Source organism: Sphingobium salicis subsp. salicis, from assembly GCF_049472635.1.
GTDB classification, from domain to species: Bacteria; Pseudomonadota; Alphaproteobacteria; order Sphingomonadales; family Sphingomonadaceae; genus Sphingobium; species Sphingobium yanoikuyae_A.
The window spans coordinates 315,586-329,910 of record NZ_JAYRCS010000002.1 but is presented as its reverse complement, the minus strand read 5'-3'; the positions used below and the strand labels follow the sequence as shown (position 1 = coordinate 329,910).

At 62.4% G+C, this 14,325-nt stretch carries 14 protein-coding genes and 1 pseudogene; 11 read left to right on the top strand and 4 right to left on the bottom strand.

Translation table 11 applies throughout. The features are described 5' to 3' along the window. Window positions 1-283 precede the first annotated feature (283 nt). Window positions 284-1,423 carry a glutathione-independent formaldehyde dehydrogenase gene (locus tag VHN57_RS26100; RefSeq protein ID WP_026109581.1) on the top strand — a complete coding sequence of 380 codons (1,140 nt, stop codon included), beginning with the start codon at window positions 284-286 and terminating at the stop codon, window positions 1,421-1,423. A 31-nt stretch (window positions 1,424-1,454) separates the two neighbouring features. Next, window positions 1,455-2,024, top strand: a complete 570-nt coding sequence (locus VHN57_RS26095; protein WP_125999638.1) for a type 1 glutamine amidotransferase domain-containing protein — start codon at window positions 1,455-1,457, stop codon at window positions 2,022-2,024. Between the two features lie 256 nt (window positions 2,025-2,280). Here VHN57_RS26095 and VHN57_RS26090 read toward each other — a convergent pair whose 3' ends face one another. The 3 genes from VHN57_RS26090 to VHN57_RS26080 all read right to left on the bottom strand — a co-directional run bounded on the left by VHN57_RS26090 (window position 2,281) and on the right by VHN57_RS26080 (window position 7,537). Further along, window positions 2,281-4,941 (bottom strand): excinuclease ABC subunit UvrA, encoded by a 2,661-nt coding sequence (locus VHN57_RS26090; RefSeq protein WP_459116446.1) that lies wholly within the window; start codon window positions 4,939-4,941, stop codon window positions 2,281-2,283. Window positions 4,942-5,335: 394 nt separating this feature from the next. Then, the gene (locus tag VHN57_RS26085; RefSeq protein WP_063975929.1) at window positions 5,336-6,445 is read right to left on the bottom strand and encodes an S-(hydroxymethyl)glutathione dehydrogenase/class III alcohol dehydrogenase; all 1,110 of its coding nucleotides are present in this window, start codon (window positions 6,443-6,445) and stop codon (window positions 5,336-5,338) included. Between the two features lie 102 nt (window positions 6,446-6,547). Continuing rightward, on the bottom strand, window positions 6,548-7,537 hold the full coding sequence (locus tag VHN57_RS26080) for a zinc-dependent alcohol dehydrogenase family protein (RefSeq protein WP_063975928.1): 990 nt from the start codon (window positions 7,535-7,537) through the stop codon (window positions 6,548-6,550). Window positions 7,538-7,675: 138 nt separating this feature from the next. Here VHN57_RS26080 and VHN57_RS26075 point away from each other — a divergent pair, with 138 nt between their 5' ends. The 3 genes from VHN57_RS26075 to VHN57_RS26065 all read left to right on the top strand — a co-directional run bounded on the left by VHN57_RS26075 (window position 7,676) and on the right by VHN57_RS26065 (window position 9,916). After that, window positions 7,676-8,254, top strand: coding sequence for a TetR/AcrR family transcriptional regulator (locus VHN57_RS26075; RefSeq protein WP_234781428.1), 579 nt, complete (start codon window positions 7,676-7,678; stop codon window positions 8,252-8,254). Between the two features lie 75 nt (window positions 8,255-8,329). Further along, the gene (locus tag VHN57_RS26070; RefSeq protein WP_206434201.1) at window positions 8,330-9,160 is read left to right on the top strand and encodes an aldo/keto reductase; all 831 of its coding nucleotides are present in this window, start codon (window positions 8,330-8,332) and stop codon (window positions 9,158-9,160) included. A gap of 6 nt (window positions 9,161-9,166) precedes the next feature. Continuing rightward, complete coding sequence (locus VHN57_RS26065) at window positions 9,167-9,916, top strand: TMEM175 family protein (protein ID WP_081260918.1); 750 nt, start codon at window positions 9,167-9,169, stop codon at window positions 9,914-9,916. On the opposite strand, the gene VHN57_RS26060 is transcribed toward VHN57_RS26065, so the two are convergent. Then, entirely contained in the window at window positions 9,856-10,809 is a 954-nt protein-coding gene (locus tag VHN57_RS26060; protein ID WP_081260921.1) for a xanthine dehydrogenase family protein molybdopterin-binding subunit, read from the bottom strand. The genes VHN57_RS26065 and VHN57_RS26060 overlap by 61 nt on opposite strands. On the opposite strand from VHN57_RS26060, the pseudogene VHN57_RS26055 reads away from it, so the two are divergent. The 6 genes and pseudogenes from VHN57_RS26055 to VHN57_RS26030 form a co-directional block, all read left to right on the top strand. Beyond that, a pseudogene (locus tag VHN57_RS26055) lies at window positions 10,751-11,168 on the top strand (site-specific integrase); the annotation flags it as partial. The gene VHN57_RS26060 and the pseudogene VHN57_RS26055 sit on opposite strands and share 59 nt — an antisense overlap. A 244-nt stretch (window positions 11,169-11,412) precedes the next feature. Beyond that, window positions 11,413-11,985, top strand: a complete 573-nt coding sequence (locus tag VHN57_RS26050) for a class I SAM-dependent methyltransferase (protein ID WP_125999639.1) — start codon at window positions 11,413-11,415, stop codon at window positions 11,983-11,985. Window positions 11,986-12,033: 48 nt separating this feature from the next. Continuing rightward, the gene (locus VHN57_RS26045) at window positions 12,034-12,225 is read left to right on the top strand and encodes a hypothetical protein (RefSeq protein ID WP_026109716.1); all 192 of its coding nucleotides are present in this window, start codon (window positions 12,034-12,036) and stop codon (window positions 12,223-12,225) included. A 520-nt stretch (window positions 12,226-12,745) separates the two neighbouring features. Continuing rightward, on the top strand, window positions 12,746-13,219 hold the full coding sequence (locus tag VHN57_RS26040) for an Hsp20 family protein (protein ID WP_063975941.1): 474 nt from the start codon (window positions 12,746-12,748) through the stop codon (window positions 13,217-13,219). A 100-nt stretch (window positions 13,220-13,319) separates the two neighbouring features. Further along, entirely contained in the window at window positions 13,320-13,835 is a 516-nt protein-coding gene (locus tag VHN57_RS26035) for an Hsp20/alpha crystallin family protein (RefSeq protein WP_037522336.1), read from the top strand. Then, on the top strand, window positions 13,819-14,301 hold the full coding sequence (locus VHN57_RS26030; RefSeq protein WP_069336890.1) for an NADH dehydrogenase ubiquinone Fe-S protein 4: 483 nt from the start codon (window positions 13,819-13,821) through the stop codon (window positions 14,299-14,301). The genes VHN57_RS26035 and VHN57_RS26030 overlap by 17 nt, the downstream gene beginning before the upstream one ends. Window positions 14,302-14,325 lie beyond the last annotated feature (24 nt).

Here is a 14,325-nt window from a genome sequence, read left to right as displayed (position 1 = left end):
CCGGCTCAGTCGGCGGCGGCGCTCGGGCGCCGGGCGTGCCTCCCGCGCGGCGCGGGTCGCCTCCATTTAGCGCGTTATTCGGCTGTTCTGGCCCAGTTATTCAGAAAACCGCAATAAATCGATCCCGGGACGGCCATACGGGTAGGAACCTCTCAGATGGCAGAAGGTTCAGGAAACTGAGATCACTTGGAAGGGTGCGATGTCGTCCGCCGTTGCGATGGACCGGATCACCAAGCTGTCGATTTGATAACGCGTTGAGAAGAGCTGCGAAAGGAAAAGATCCGTGAAAGCTGTCGTGTACAACGGGCCCAAAGATGTTTCTGTCAGCACCATCGATGATCCCAAGATCGAAAAGCAGACCGATGTTATCATCCGGCTGACCACGACCAATATCTGCGGGTCGGACCTTCACATGTATGAGGGCCGTACCAGCTTCGAGAAGGGCAGGGTCTTCGGTCACGAAAACCTTGGCGAGGTCATCGAAGTCGGCTCTGCGGTAGATCGTATCAAGAAGGGCGATCGCGTGTGCATGCCGTTCAATGTCGGTTGCGGTTTCTGCGAAAATTGCGAACGCGGTTTGACGGGTTTCTGCCTCACCACCAACCCTGGAACCGCCGGCGCAGCGTATGGCTTTGCCGAGATGGGTCCGTGGCAAGGTGGTCAGGCCGAGTTGATGCGCGTTCCTTATGCGGACTTCAATTGTCTGAAACTGCCTGAGGACGCTGAGGAGAAGGAGGATGACTATGTCATGCTCTCCGACATCTTCCCCACCGGTTGGCATGGCGTCGAACTGTCGGGTTTCCTGCCTGGCGAAAGCATCGCGATCTACGGCGCCGGTCCGGTCGGTTTGATGGCCGCGCACTCAGCCGAGATCCGCGGTGCCTCTCAGATCTTCGTGGTCGATTCTCACGATGACCGCCTGAAACTGGCCAAGGCGATGGGCGCTATTCCGATCGACATGCGCAAGGGCGATCCCGCCCAGCAGATCCTTGACGCGACCAGCGGCCTCGGGACCGACCGCGGGGTCGAGGCGGTCGGGTATCAGTGTTGCGATCGCCACGGCAAGGAGCGCAGCAACTACACGATGAACTGCCTCGTCAAAAGCACGAAGGCCACCGGCGGAATCGGCGTCGTCGGCGTGTTCATTCCGGAAGACCCGAACGCGCCCGACGATCTCCAGAAGGAAGGCAAGATGGCGTTCGACTTCGGCAACTTCTGGTTCAAGGGCCAGAAGATCGGCACCGGCCAGTGCAATGTAAAGCACTACAACCGGCGACTGATGAAGCTTATCGAGCAAGGCCGGGCCAATCCTGCCCAAATCATCTCGCACCGACTGCCGCTTGATCAGGCACCAGACGCCTACAAGCATTTTGACGAGCGCGACGCTGGCTGGACGAAGGTCGTGCTCAAGCCGGGCACCTGACCTTAGTCTTCGACGGAATAGGAAATAAATTATGACTTTGGAAGGCAAATCCATTGCCATTCTGATCGCACCCCGTGGGACGGAAGAACCAGAATTCTCGAAGCCCAAGCAAGCTGTCGAGGACGCTGGTGGCAAAGTGACCGTGGTCAGTTTTGAACCGGGCAAGGCTCGCACAGTCAATGGCGATCTTGACGAGGGCGCCAGCTATACTATCGACAAGACGTTTTCCGAGGTGAAAGCCGACGATTTTGACGGACTTGTTGTGCCCGGAGGGACTGTCGGTGCCGACAAGCTGCGCGGCAGCGTCGAGGCAATTGCTTTCATCCGGGCTTTCTTCGATCAGAAAAAACCTGTTGCGGCTATATGCCATGCACCTTGGACATTGATCGAGGCGGGCGTGCTTCAGGGTCGCACCTTGACGTCCTACCCGACGCTGAAGGTCGATATCGAGAACGCCGGCGGTGCATGGACCAATGAGGAAGTCGTGGTCGACAACGGCCTTGTTACCAGCCGCGATCCCAATGATTTGCCCGCCTTCTGCGCCGAACTCGTTGAGGAAATCGCAGAAGGTGTCGGCGCAGCGCCCGCAGCAGGGAATTAAGGCGGGGCGTTTCGACGAACCATGTGAGGGCCCTCTCCCTGGAGAAGGTCCGCACAAAGCAAGCGTGGCGGATGGCCAGCGATTGGCCGTCCGCCACGCCGCGTATCACACGAACACGGCGCACCTGACGGGCACCCAAACCCTAAGCCGCGTCAACCGCGGTGACACATCGCCGGCTCCCACTTCCAGATTCGACCCAACCCAACGTGTGATTGAGATGCACCTGATCGAACGTGCGTTCGGCCAGATTTACGACCTACAGCGCCGCCTTGAGATAGCGGGCGGTGAGACTGCCTTCCGCTTCCGCAACGACGCCAGGGACGCCGCTGGCAACGATACGGCCCCCATCTTCCCCGGCCCCCGGTCCCAGGTCGATGATCCAGTCCGCCTGTGTGATGGCGCGCATGTCATGTTCGACGACTACGACGGTATTGCCGGCTTCTACGAGGCCCCGCAGGTGTCGCATCAGCCGGTCGCCATCGGAGGGGTGAAGTCCCGAAGTTGGCTCGTCGAGGATGTAGATCGTGTTGCCGCGTTGAGCGCGTTGCAGTTCAGTCGCCAGCTTGATGCGCTGCGCCTCCCCGCCAGACAGCTCGGTCGCCGGCTGACCGAGCCTCAGATAACCAAGACCGATCTCCCGCAACACGTCGAGGGAGCGCATCACAGATGCCTCGCCAGCGAAGAAATCGCACGCATCGTCGACCGTCAGTTCGAGCACCTGGGCGATATTGCGCCCGTTCCATTCGACTTCGAGCGTTTGCGGGTTGTAGCGAGAGCCATGACAGGTCGAGCACGGGGCAAAAACGCTCGGCAGGAACAGCAGCTCCACCATGACGTATCCCTCGCCCTCGCACACAGGGCAGCGGCCTTGCGCGACGTTGAACGAGAACCTTCCCGGGCTGTAGTGCCGCCGGCGGGCGAGCGGCGTATCAGCGAAGATCCGTCGCACATGGTCGAACATGCCGCTGTAGGTGGATAGGTTCGAGCGCGGCGTGCGGCCGATCGGCTTCTGATCGACCCGCACCAGCCTGCGAACATGCTCCATGCCTGCGACAATGCGTCCTTCAGTGTCGTTCTGCGCAACATCGAGCAGCGGATCGATATCCTCCTCCTCGGCCACGGGGGAGCCGCCGAGGTGTTCCGTGACGAGCTCGGGCAGCGCCTGACTGACAAGACTGGATTTGCCCGATCCCGAAACGCCGGTGACAGCGGTGAAGCAGCCGATGGGAAACTCGACGTCGAGACCATGGAGATTGTTCCGCCTGATCCCTTCCAGGCGTAGCCATGCCTTGGCATCGCGCGGTGTGTGCTCACTGCGGAGCGGCTCTGCGAACAGGTAGCGGCGGGTGATCGAAGTCTCGACGTTGGCAAGCCCCTCTATCGGCCCGCTGTAGAGGACTTCACCGCCCTTTTCCCCGGCTCCTGGCCCGACATCGACGAGCCATTCCGCGCGGCGGATCACGTCGAGATCATGTTCGACGACGAACAGGGAGTTGCCCGCAGCCTTGAGACGCTCGAGGATGGTGAGCAAGGCTTCGCCATCTGCCGGGTGCAACCCTGCCGAAGGCTCGTCAAGCACATAGACCACGCCGAAAAGCTGTGACGACAATTGCGTGGCAAGCCGCAAGCGCTGCAGCTCTCCGGAGGAAAGCGTCGGCGTGCTGCGGTCGAGCGAAATGTAGCCAAGGCCAAGATCGATCAGCGGCTCTAGCCGCTCGATCAATTCGCTGGCAAGGCGTTGGGCGGCGATCCGCTTCTCGTCGGAGAGATTGGGCGTGCGGCGTACGTCGGGCGCGCTCTTGTGCGCCGAACCTCCTGCCGCGACCCGCCGTTCGACCGCCGCATCGCGGGCCGCCTTGCCGAGGACATGGCTCTTCGGGACCGCCGCGGCGCCCCCATATTCGCCATGCGCGACGGGCGTGAGCAAGTCCCGGAGTTTCAACACCGTCAGATCGCCGAACTCGGCGATGTCGAGGCCCGCGAACTTTACGGACAGGGCTTCGCGCTTCAGGCGCTTGCCGTCGCAGGTCGGGCAATCGCGTCCGATGATGTATTGCGAGACGCGCTTCTTCATCAGCGCGCTTTTCGTGTTGGCGAAGGTTTCCAGCACATAGCGGCGCGCGCCGGTGAAGGTGCCCTGATAGCTCGGTTCCATGCGGCGCTTCAGCGCCACGCGGGTCTGTTCGGGCGTCAGGCCCGCATAGACCGGCACCGTCGGCGCCTCGTCGGTAAAGAGAATCCAGTCGCGATCCTTCTTCGGCAGATCGCGCCACGGCGTGTCGACGTTATAGCCGAGCGACACGAGGATATCGCGCAGATTCTGGCCATGCCATGCCGCCGGCCAAGCGGCGACTGCGCGTTCCCGGATCGTCAGCGTGTCGTCGGGCACCATCGTTTCTTCGGTCGCGTCATAGACGCGCCCGATGCCGTGACAGGTCGGGCAGGCGCCGGCGACCGTGTTGGGGGAGAAATCCTCCGCATAGAGCATGGGCTGTTGGCGCGGATATTCGCCGACGCGCGAATAAAGCATTCGCACCAGGCTAGAGAGCGTCGTCACGCTGCCGACCGAGGATCGCGCGTTGGCCGAGCCGCGCTGCTGCTGCAAGGCGACCGCAGGCGGCAAACCGTCGATCGCGTCGACCTCCGGCACGCCGGCCTGGTCGATCAGGCGACGGGCATAAGGCGCAACCGATTCCAGATAACGCCGCTGGGCTTCGGCATAAAGGGTGCCGAACGCGAGCGATGACTTGCCCGAGCCCGATATGCCGGTGAACACCACGAAGGCGTTGCGCGGCACATCGACGTCAACATTTTTGAGGTTATTCTGGCGTGCGCCGCGAATCTGCACGCAAGCGGGCGGCCCCGTATGCCCATGATCGGTGGCCGGCGTCGTCGCGTGAATATCCTTGCTCTTCAATTCAGTCTTCTGCCTTATACGCCCGTGCGGTCAGTGGTTCATCACAGTCGGGTAACAGATGAATGCATTTCCGACTCAATACATCCAACGGCCAGGCTGGCCCGATGTTCGGCACCTTTGAAATATTTTTCCAGCATTAGACAAAAGATTACGACAAAACCATTTTTCCCGTTGGGTCTCGCGACGAGGCCACACACACTTCGCTGGTAAGCGCCTGGGCCAGGCGGCTCTGGTCCGTGCCGCTATCGGCATGTAACGACCGCACTTCGGCGCTTGTTACCGCATCGCGACGCTTTGCCCATTTGCCAGAGCGCGGTTCATCATGGCCCGGGTCGGGCCATGATGACGGCCGAGTTGTCGATCCCAGCGCCTCGCGCCGCGTCGGATCGGCGGGTCAGTAGTGAATGACCGTGCGGATCGACTTGCCTTCGTGCATCAGTGCGAAGGCCTCGTTGATCTCCTCCAGACCCATCGTGTGGGTTACGAATGGGGCCAGATCGATATCGCCTCTCATCGCGTCCTCGACCATGCCGGGGAGCTGTGTCCGTCCCTTGACGCCACCGAAAGCGGACCCCTTCCATACGCGGCCCGTGACGAGCTGGAATGGGCGGGTGGAGATTTCCTCGCCCGCGCCGGCAACGCCAATCACGATCGACTGACCCCAGCCACGGTGCGCTGATTCAAGCGCGGCGCGCATGACGTGGACGTTGCCGATGCACTCGAAGGTATGATCGATGCCCCAGCCCGTCATCTCGATCAGCACTTGCTGGATGGGCTTGTCATGGTCCTTGGGGTTGATGCACTCGGTTGCACCGAACTGGCGTGCCAGCTCGAACTTGGACGGATTGGTGTCGATGGCGATGATGCGACCCGCCTTCGCCTGGCGCGCACCCTGAATCGCCGCGAGGCCGATGCCGCCGAGGCCGAACACGGCGACCGAGTCTCCGGGCTGGACCTTGGCGGTATTGTGGACTGCGCCGATGCCGGTCGTGACGCCGCAGCCGAGCAGGCAGACATGTTCGGGGTTTGCCTCGGGATTGATCTTAGCGAGCGAGACTTCGGCGACGACAGTATATTCACTAAAGGTTGAACAGCCCATGTAATGATAGAGGGGCTGACCATTGTACGAAAAGCGGGTGGTCCCATCGGGCATCAAGCCCTTGCCCTGCGTTTCGCGGACAGCGACGCACAGGTTGGTTTTGCCCGACAGGCAGAAGTCGCACTTGCCGCATTCGGCGGTGTAGAGCGGAATCACGTGATCGCCCGGCACGACGCTGGTGACGCCTTCACCGACCTCGACAACGATGCCCGCGCCCTCGTGGCCCAGAACCACCGGGAAAACACCCTCCGGATCACTCCCTGCCAGAGTGTACGCGTCGGTGTGGCACACACCGGTGTGCGTCACCCGTATGAGGACTTCGCCTTTCCGGGGTGGGGCGACATCGATCTCGACAATTTCGAGTGGCTTGCCCGCCTCGAAGGCTACAGCGGCGCGAGATTTCATGTTGGGATACCCCTTGTTGAGTTAAACTGATTGCTGGCGCGAGGCCGTCGCGTCAGCACAAATTCGTGGAGGAGCGATCGCTCACTCCCCCCGGTATTCCGGTCAGACCGTAACGACGACCTTGCCGATCTGGTCGTTCGATTCGAGGAAGCGGTGAGCGTCCTGGATGGCGTCGAGCGGGAAAGTGCGCGCGATCCGCGGCTTGAGCGCGCCCGATTCCAGACCCGCCACGATGAACGCCTTGGCGCGATCGAGGGCGGCATCGTCCGAGACGATCTCGCTGTAGAGATACCCCTTGAGCGTGAGGCTCTTGCCCAGCACGGAGAACAACGGGAACGGCGTCGGTTCGCCGCTGAGCGCGCCATATTCGAGCAGGATGCCGCCGCGTGCCATGCTCTGGGTCAGCGGCTCGAACGACGGGCCTCCGACCGGATCGAGCACCACGCGCGCACCCTGACCATCGGTTATTTCCATCACCCTCGCTACCAGATCCTCTTCCTCGGTCGCGACGACATGATGTGCACCGGCATCGATCAGGGCCTGGCGCTTGGCGCCGGTACGTGTCGTCGCGATTACCGTTGCGCCGACCATCCGCGCAATCTGGAAGGCAGCAAGGCCGACGCTGCTGGAGGCAGCAGTGACGATGACGAAATCGCCCTCGCCGAGTTTCGCCTGCTCCACCAGTGCACCCCAGGCGGTGACATACTGCATCCACACAGCCGCCGCTTCCTCGAACGACAGCGCCGCCGGATGCTTGACGACGAGGCGGGCGGGCACGTTGGCGACTTCGCCATAGGTGCCCCAGCGTGCGATATCGAGCGGGGGGATGACGCTGACGGCTTCGCCTTCCGCAAACCCGGTCACGTCCGCGCCGACCGTAACGACAGTGCCGGCAGCCTCGTAGCCGAGGCGGCTCGGGAACTCGGCTTCCTGAAGGTAGGCATTGTTGCGGAACATCACCTCGGCGCGGTTTATGCCTATCGCCTTCACCGCGATCTGCACTTCATCGGCCGCGGGCCCGGGCACTGCCACATCTTCAATCCTGAGGACGCTGGCGTCGCCATATTCATGGATACGGACGATGCGGCTCATGGGACACTCCTTGATTATTGAACGATTGTTCTGTATCGGTGTGCGCCACCAGCTTCAAGATATTATTTATCGATCGTTCCATATCGTGCGCCAGAGATGACAGAGACGAAATCCCGTCGCCGCGCAGGTCGCCCTCGTGTGTTCGACACTGACGCTGCGCTCGACAAGGCGGTGCGGCTGTTCTGGCAGCGCGGCTACGAGGCGACATCGATGGCCGATCTGGTGGCGGAGACTGGTGTCGCCGCCGCCAGTCTCTATGCAGCGTTTGACAACAAGGCGGGGCTGTTTGCGGCGGTGATCGAGCGCTACGCCGCGACGTTCAGCGTCCACCTCTATGCACCCATCAACGATCCGGCGTTGTCCACCTACGAGGCCGTCAAAGGCCTGCTGGAACGGGCGGCGTCATCATTCTCGGAACCCGGAACGCCGGCCGGCTGCTTCATGTATTCTGCAGCGGCAGCCGTTTCGCCGGCGTCCGCCGCCATCGAATGCCTGCTGCGCGACAAGCGTATCGCGGCGGAGGCCCTCCTGATCGAGCGTCTGCAACGCGGCGCCGCGCAGGGCGAGCTTGCGGCCAACTCCGATCCGGCCGTGCTAGGCAAATTCATCAATACGGTCATGGAAGGCATGTCCGTTCAGGCGCGCGACGGCGCTACGATCAACGAACTGCTCTCCATCGCCAAAATGGCACTCGATCGATGGCCGGCCGCGATATGATCACTACATGGTGGTCATCTGCCAATCCGCCTCCCGCGACCGAACAGTCGAACTCATCTCATAGGACGAAAGCACATGAAACACGTGACATTGCCCGGCGGGGAAGTGGTTCCTTCAATGGGTCAAGGCACCTGGAAGATGGGCGAACGTGCCGAGCGGCGATCCGATGAGATCGCTGCGCTACGCGCCGGTGTCGAGTTGGGCATGACGCTCGTCGATACCGCTGAAATGTATGGCGATGGTGCGGCGGAAGCGCTGATCTGCGAAGCGCTCGGCGACCGTCGCGACCAGTTATTCCTCGTCAGCAAGGCGTATCCACAGAACGCATCGCGCTCCCGCCTTGCCGGTGCGTGCGAGGCGAGCCTGAAGCGGCTCGGCACCGATCGGCTCGACCTCTACCTGCTCCACTGGCGGGGATCAGTGCCGCTCGCTGAGACGATAGAGGCAATGGAGGCGCTAAAATCAGCGGGGAAAATTAGGCATTGGGGTGTCAGCAACCTCGATACCGACGATATGGACGAGCTTATCGCTGCCGGCGGGGATGGCTGCGTGACCGATCAGATCCTCTACAACCTCGTGCGTCGAGGCCCCGAGTTGGACCTGTTACCGTGGCTCGCCCAGCACAAAGTGCCAGTGATGGCGTATAGTCCCGTCGAGCAGGGACGCCTCACAAGCCATCCCGCCCTCGACAAAGTAGCGGCCAAGGTTGGCGCAACCCCTGCGCAGGTCGCACTTGCCTGGACGTTGCGCCACGATGGCCTCATCGCCATCCCGAAAGCGAGTTCGATTGCACATGTGCGGGAGAACCGCGCGGCCGCAGATATCGTCCTCTCCGACGCCGACCTTGCGACACTCGATGCGGCATTTCCCCGGCCAGCGGGCCGTCGCCCACTCGAAATGCTGTAGCGTCAGATGGCGACATCCTCTCTCAAAGCAACCAAACGCAAATCGGACCGCCTCGAGGCATTCATGGACGCGGTGCTGGCAATTGCCATCACCCTCCCGGTGACCGAACTACACGCACCAGAGCCGACCGACGGCGACCTGGCAGCGGCATACCTAAAGCTGGCACCGGAATATGCGGCCTACGCCCTTAGCGTGGTTTTGATCAGCCTCTACTGGGCGCACAGCCATTTCAGCGGCAAGCTGCTGGAGAACCGATCACGGCTACAATCTGCTCGGCATTGGCTTTCTGGCTGTCGTCAGCATCACTCCATTTCCCGCGCGCCCGTTGGTCGAACACCTCAGCGGAGATGCGGAGAATACCACCGCCGCCCTTTGGTATCTGGGCGTAGCAGCGACACCGGCGACCTGGTAGTTTCTTCGTTGGGTATACGCCACCGCGAGAGGTCTTCCAGACCCGCGCCTGACGGACGCCTACCTCAGGCGAACAACCCTCAAATTCGGCATCACTGCCGGAGCCTATTGGGCTTCCTTCGCTTTGGCTTTCTGGGATTGGCGTGCTGGACTTATCGTCGCGGGGATCGTTACGTTGAGCTATATCGTTCCGCCAGCAAAACCCATCTACAAGCTGGGTCAAGAACCGGAGAATGGCTGAGACCGGCTATAGACCCGGCACGGCGGATGCCGACTTCGGCTAATCAGCCCAAGATTTTATCGATCGTGATTGGCAGGGACCGCACCCGCTTACCGGTCGCGTGATAGATCGCATTGGCGATCGCAGCAGCGGTGCCGACGATGCCGATCTCGCCAAGCCCTTTGACCCCGAGCGGGGTCACTTCGGGATCGGGTTCGTCGACGAAGATCACTTCGATATCGTGAATGTCGGCATGCACGGGCACATGGTATTCGCCGAAGTTGTGGTTCATCCAGCGACCCAGCCGGTGGTCGGAGAAGGTCTCCTCGTGGAGCGCCATGCCCATGCCCATCACCACGCCGCCGAGGATCTGGCTGCGCGCTGTCTTCGGGTTGATAATACGGCCGGCGGCGACCGCGTCGACGATACGCGTGACCGGCACCACGCCCAGCTCCTCGTCAACCTTCACTTCCGCGAAGATCGCGCTGTGGGTGTTCTTGGATTTGTGCAGACCCTTCCACATGTCGCCGAACCTGGGCGCAGCGGTGGCTTCCTCTTCGATCGCCGCCAGGTCAGCGGCACGCATCGCATCGCCGAACGGCACCCGCACGGTCGGCGTGTCCTTGAGCACCAGGCAGCCGTCCTCGAACAGCACGTCGTTTATCTTCGCGTCGCCCAGTGGTTCACCAGCGATCTTGCCGGCCGCCTTAAGGAGCTTCTTGCCTACTGCCTGACACGCCAGCTGCATCGCTGAGCCGGACGAGGCGGCGCCCCACGACCCGCCCTCGACCGGGGCGGTCGGCAGGTCTGAGTCGCCCAGCTTGGCGGTGATCTGCTCGGGCGGCAGGCCGAGCGTGTCGGCGGCGACCAAGGTCATGACCGTGTAGCTGCCGGTCCCGATGTCCGACGTCGCGCAAGCTACTTCCAAACGTCCGTTGGCCCTGAACTTGGCGCTGGCAGTGCTCGGACTGGCGGACCCGACCAATGACCCACTTGTGAAGCTTCGGCTAACTGGCATTCGTCGCCGGATGGGCACGGCACAGAAGCAGGCGCGACCGCTGCGGTTCAAAGGCCCCGTGCGCGATGTCGAGCGGGACGCGCCGCGGGGATTAAATGCGGACGCTGCTCGAAAGCTGTGGTGGTGACCTGCCGGGTTTGCGGGATAGGGCGCTGCTGTCGGTTGCCTACGATACCGGCCTGCGGGCCTCCGAACTGGTGGCGGTTGAATTTTCTCACATCATTGAGGCGATAGACCCTGAGGCGCGCCTGCTGATGATTGCGCGCAGCGAAGGCGATCAGGAAGGGGAGGGGGCGACGGCCTATCTCTCACCGCGATCCGTGCGGGCGATCGCGGCCTGGCGGGCGGCAGCGCGGATCGAGGTGCCGCGCCGCCCTGAAAGCGATCATGCCGATCAGCCCGGCGGGCAATCGCTCGATTATGATGATAGCAATGGCCGCCGCCCATTAGGCCGAGCCAAGCGGCGAGAGGAGGCCATGGACCAGCGAATCGCCGAACAGGATGAGCACGACTATCATCGCACCGGCGCAGTTCGAGGTACTGCTTCACTCCCCGCGAACCACTGGCCGCGAGTATCGTTGTCACGGTTGCAAGGAGAGAGCGATGGCGCAGGATTCAGCTTGGGTGGCAGTCTCGGAGTTTGTGCGCAATCCCGGCATGGTCGGCTCGGCCGTCCCGGCGAGCGCGCGCATGGTTCGCCGCATGCTCGCCCCGCTCGACTGGCAGCGCATCAGCATTCTGGTCGAATATGGTCCGGGCACGGGGCGTTTTACCTTCGAAGCGCTGGAGCGCATGCGGCGCGATGCCGTTCTTCTGGCGATTGAGATCGGCGAAAGATTCGTCAAAACTTTGCGGCAGCGCTGCGACGATCGCCGGCTCATCGTCGTTCAAGGAACGGCGCAGGACGTCAATCGCCACCTTGCCGAGCATGGACTGGGCGAGGCCGACTGTATTTTAACGGGCTTGCCCTTCTCGACGCTCGAGCCGGGCGACGCCGATGCGATCATGCGCGAGACGGTGCGGGCCATGTCGCCGTGCGGCACGCTGGCGGCCTACCAGATGCGCACCGCCATCCGTCCGCTGCTGAGGCGTCATTTCGCGAGCCTGCGCGAAAGCTACGAATGGAGGAACATCCCGCCCTGCCATCTTTATTGGGCGACAGGAAAGCGGCAGTGATCGGTAATGGCATCAAGCGAGATCGCGGCATGACGAGGCAATGCCAGCATGATCGACGCGCGGTTGCTGTTCTGTCTCATCGAACGGCACCGGCCGCCGATAATTTCGGTCAGCCGGCGCAAGCGGGGCGGCGACCTTTCGGCGCTGTGCGACAGGTGCGGCACACCAATCGAGCGCTCGCGCAGCGGACGCTGGCTAGCGCTTGGCCCGATCTACGAAGAGGGTGGTCCCGCGTCCTGACGCGAAATTTGCGCGTCGTTCGGCAAGCTCAGGTGCGTTCCGTCTCTGCAGCAATCAGAATAGCGTACCATTGTCCGGCGACCGTTCGAATCATCAGCATGGGCCGCGAACCGCCCATAGGCTCGAGCCGGTAGCGATCGTGATCGGCATGGTCTTCGAGCCATGCGCGAGCCCACGTCGTCGCGGCCAGTTCGCCTCGAGATCCTCGCTCGTAGTCGCCACCGAGCGGTCGTCATCGCGCAGCAGTCGGTACCTCATGAGAACACATTACCTCTATTTGGATTGAAATCGCCCGGTAAATTGGTCTTGCTGGCGTTCGGTTCCCCGGCTGAGCACAGCGCCTGAGCAAATCTGCGCGCGCCGCAAAAATTTTTTGGCCGCACTATCTTGAAAGCCGCGCGACCAAAATTAGCTCACGGGTACCGGACGCCAAACCGGGTCCGGTTGGACACATGAGAGCGCCGGCTCTTGGTTACTGGCGCATCTCATGCCCGAATTGCTTCATTTGGAGGATTTGGAGATGAGACCGAACTTTGACTTTACGCCCTATCGCCGTTCGACGGTCGGCTTCGATCGTTTGTTCAACCTGCTCGAAGCGGGTGCGCGCGAGGAAGATGGCTATCCGCCCTTCGACATCCAGAGGATCGACGACGACAATTTCCGCGTCACCATCGCGGTCGCCGGCTTCAATCCCGAGGATATCGAGATCGTCGCGCACCAGAACCTGCTCTCGGTCACCGGCAAGCGTGCCGATGACGCCGACAAGGGCGAATACCTGCATCGCGGTATCGCGGCCCGGGCGTTCGAGCGGCGCTTCCAGCTCGCCGATTTCATCGAGGTCGGGAATGCGAACTTCGAGCACGGCCTCCTGTCGATCGAGCTGACGCGTGTCGTGCCCGAGGCGATGAAGCCGCGCCGCATCGAGATCTTCGGCGCCGCTTCCAACAACAAGCGACTGGGCGAAGAGAAGGAAAAGGCGGCCGAGCCGGCCTGATCCCGCGCCCATCGGCCTGCCGGCGCCGCCTTCCAATACCCCCCGCACGCGGCGTCCGGCAGGTTCAGCCTTTCATCCAGCCAGAAAAGGAGATGTCATCATGGCTATTCGTGATCTCATTCCCTGGAGCCGGCAGGAAAACCGGCTGCCCGTTCCGGTCAGCGCCGAGCGGGAAAGGGAAACCCATCCGCTGCAGTCGCTTCACCGCGACGTGAACCGTCTCTTCGACGATGTCTTTCGCAACTTCGGCATGCCCGCCTTCGCCGGCTTCGACCGCATGTCAGGATGGCCGCATCTTGAGCTGGGCGAGACCGACAAGGAGATTCGGGTAACGGCGGAACTGCCGGGCCTCGACGAGAAGGACGTGGAGATCTTCGTCGAGGACGGCGCCTTGACCTTGCGTGGCGAAAAGAAGTCCGAAGTCGAGGACAAGGATCGCGGCTACTCGGAGCGCAGCTATGGCCGCTTCGAGCGCCGCATCGGCCTGCCCAGGGGCATCGAACGCGACAAGGTCGCAGCCACCTTCAAAAACGGCGTGCTGACGGTCACGCTGCCGAGGACAGAGGCGGCGGAGCAGCACATCCGCCGGATTCCCGTCAATGGCGGCGCCCGCTGACGGCCGGGCCCGGACTTTCGAGTCCGGGCCTTCGGCTAACGACAACCAGGCGGTTGCCCTCGCGGGTGCGACCTCGTTCCCGCTCGGTGCTAAGGCGATTATCGAGCCGCTGGCCTTGGCGACAAGTGGCGGCCTACGCCGCCAAAATCGATGGCGGGTCAGGTTTGCACCGCGCTGGGGCCCGGTTGCCGACCCGCTGATGGGTTGGACCGGCGGAGGCGATCCCCTCGCGACGATCGAACTGCGCTTTCCTGACCGCGCCTCGGCCGAGCGATATTGTCAGACGCAGGGTCTCATCTTCGAATGCCGGTCGGCGCCATCGCCGGGCCAAATCCGTCCAACTATCCCCGATGTTGTGGGTCCCGTGCTTTGCTGCTGGCCCACAGGCCCGCATGCCCTGTGCTGCGGCAATTTCCCTTGCGCCAGCACGGCCGCCAATGAGGAGGTTGATCGCAAATCTGCATAGGTAGCGGCGCACTTGAGCAGACTG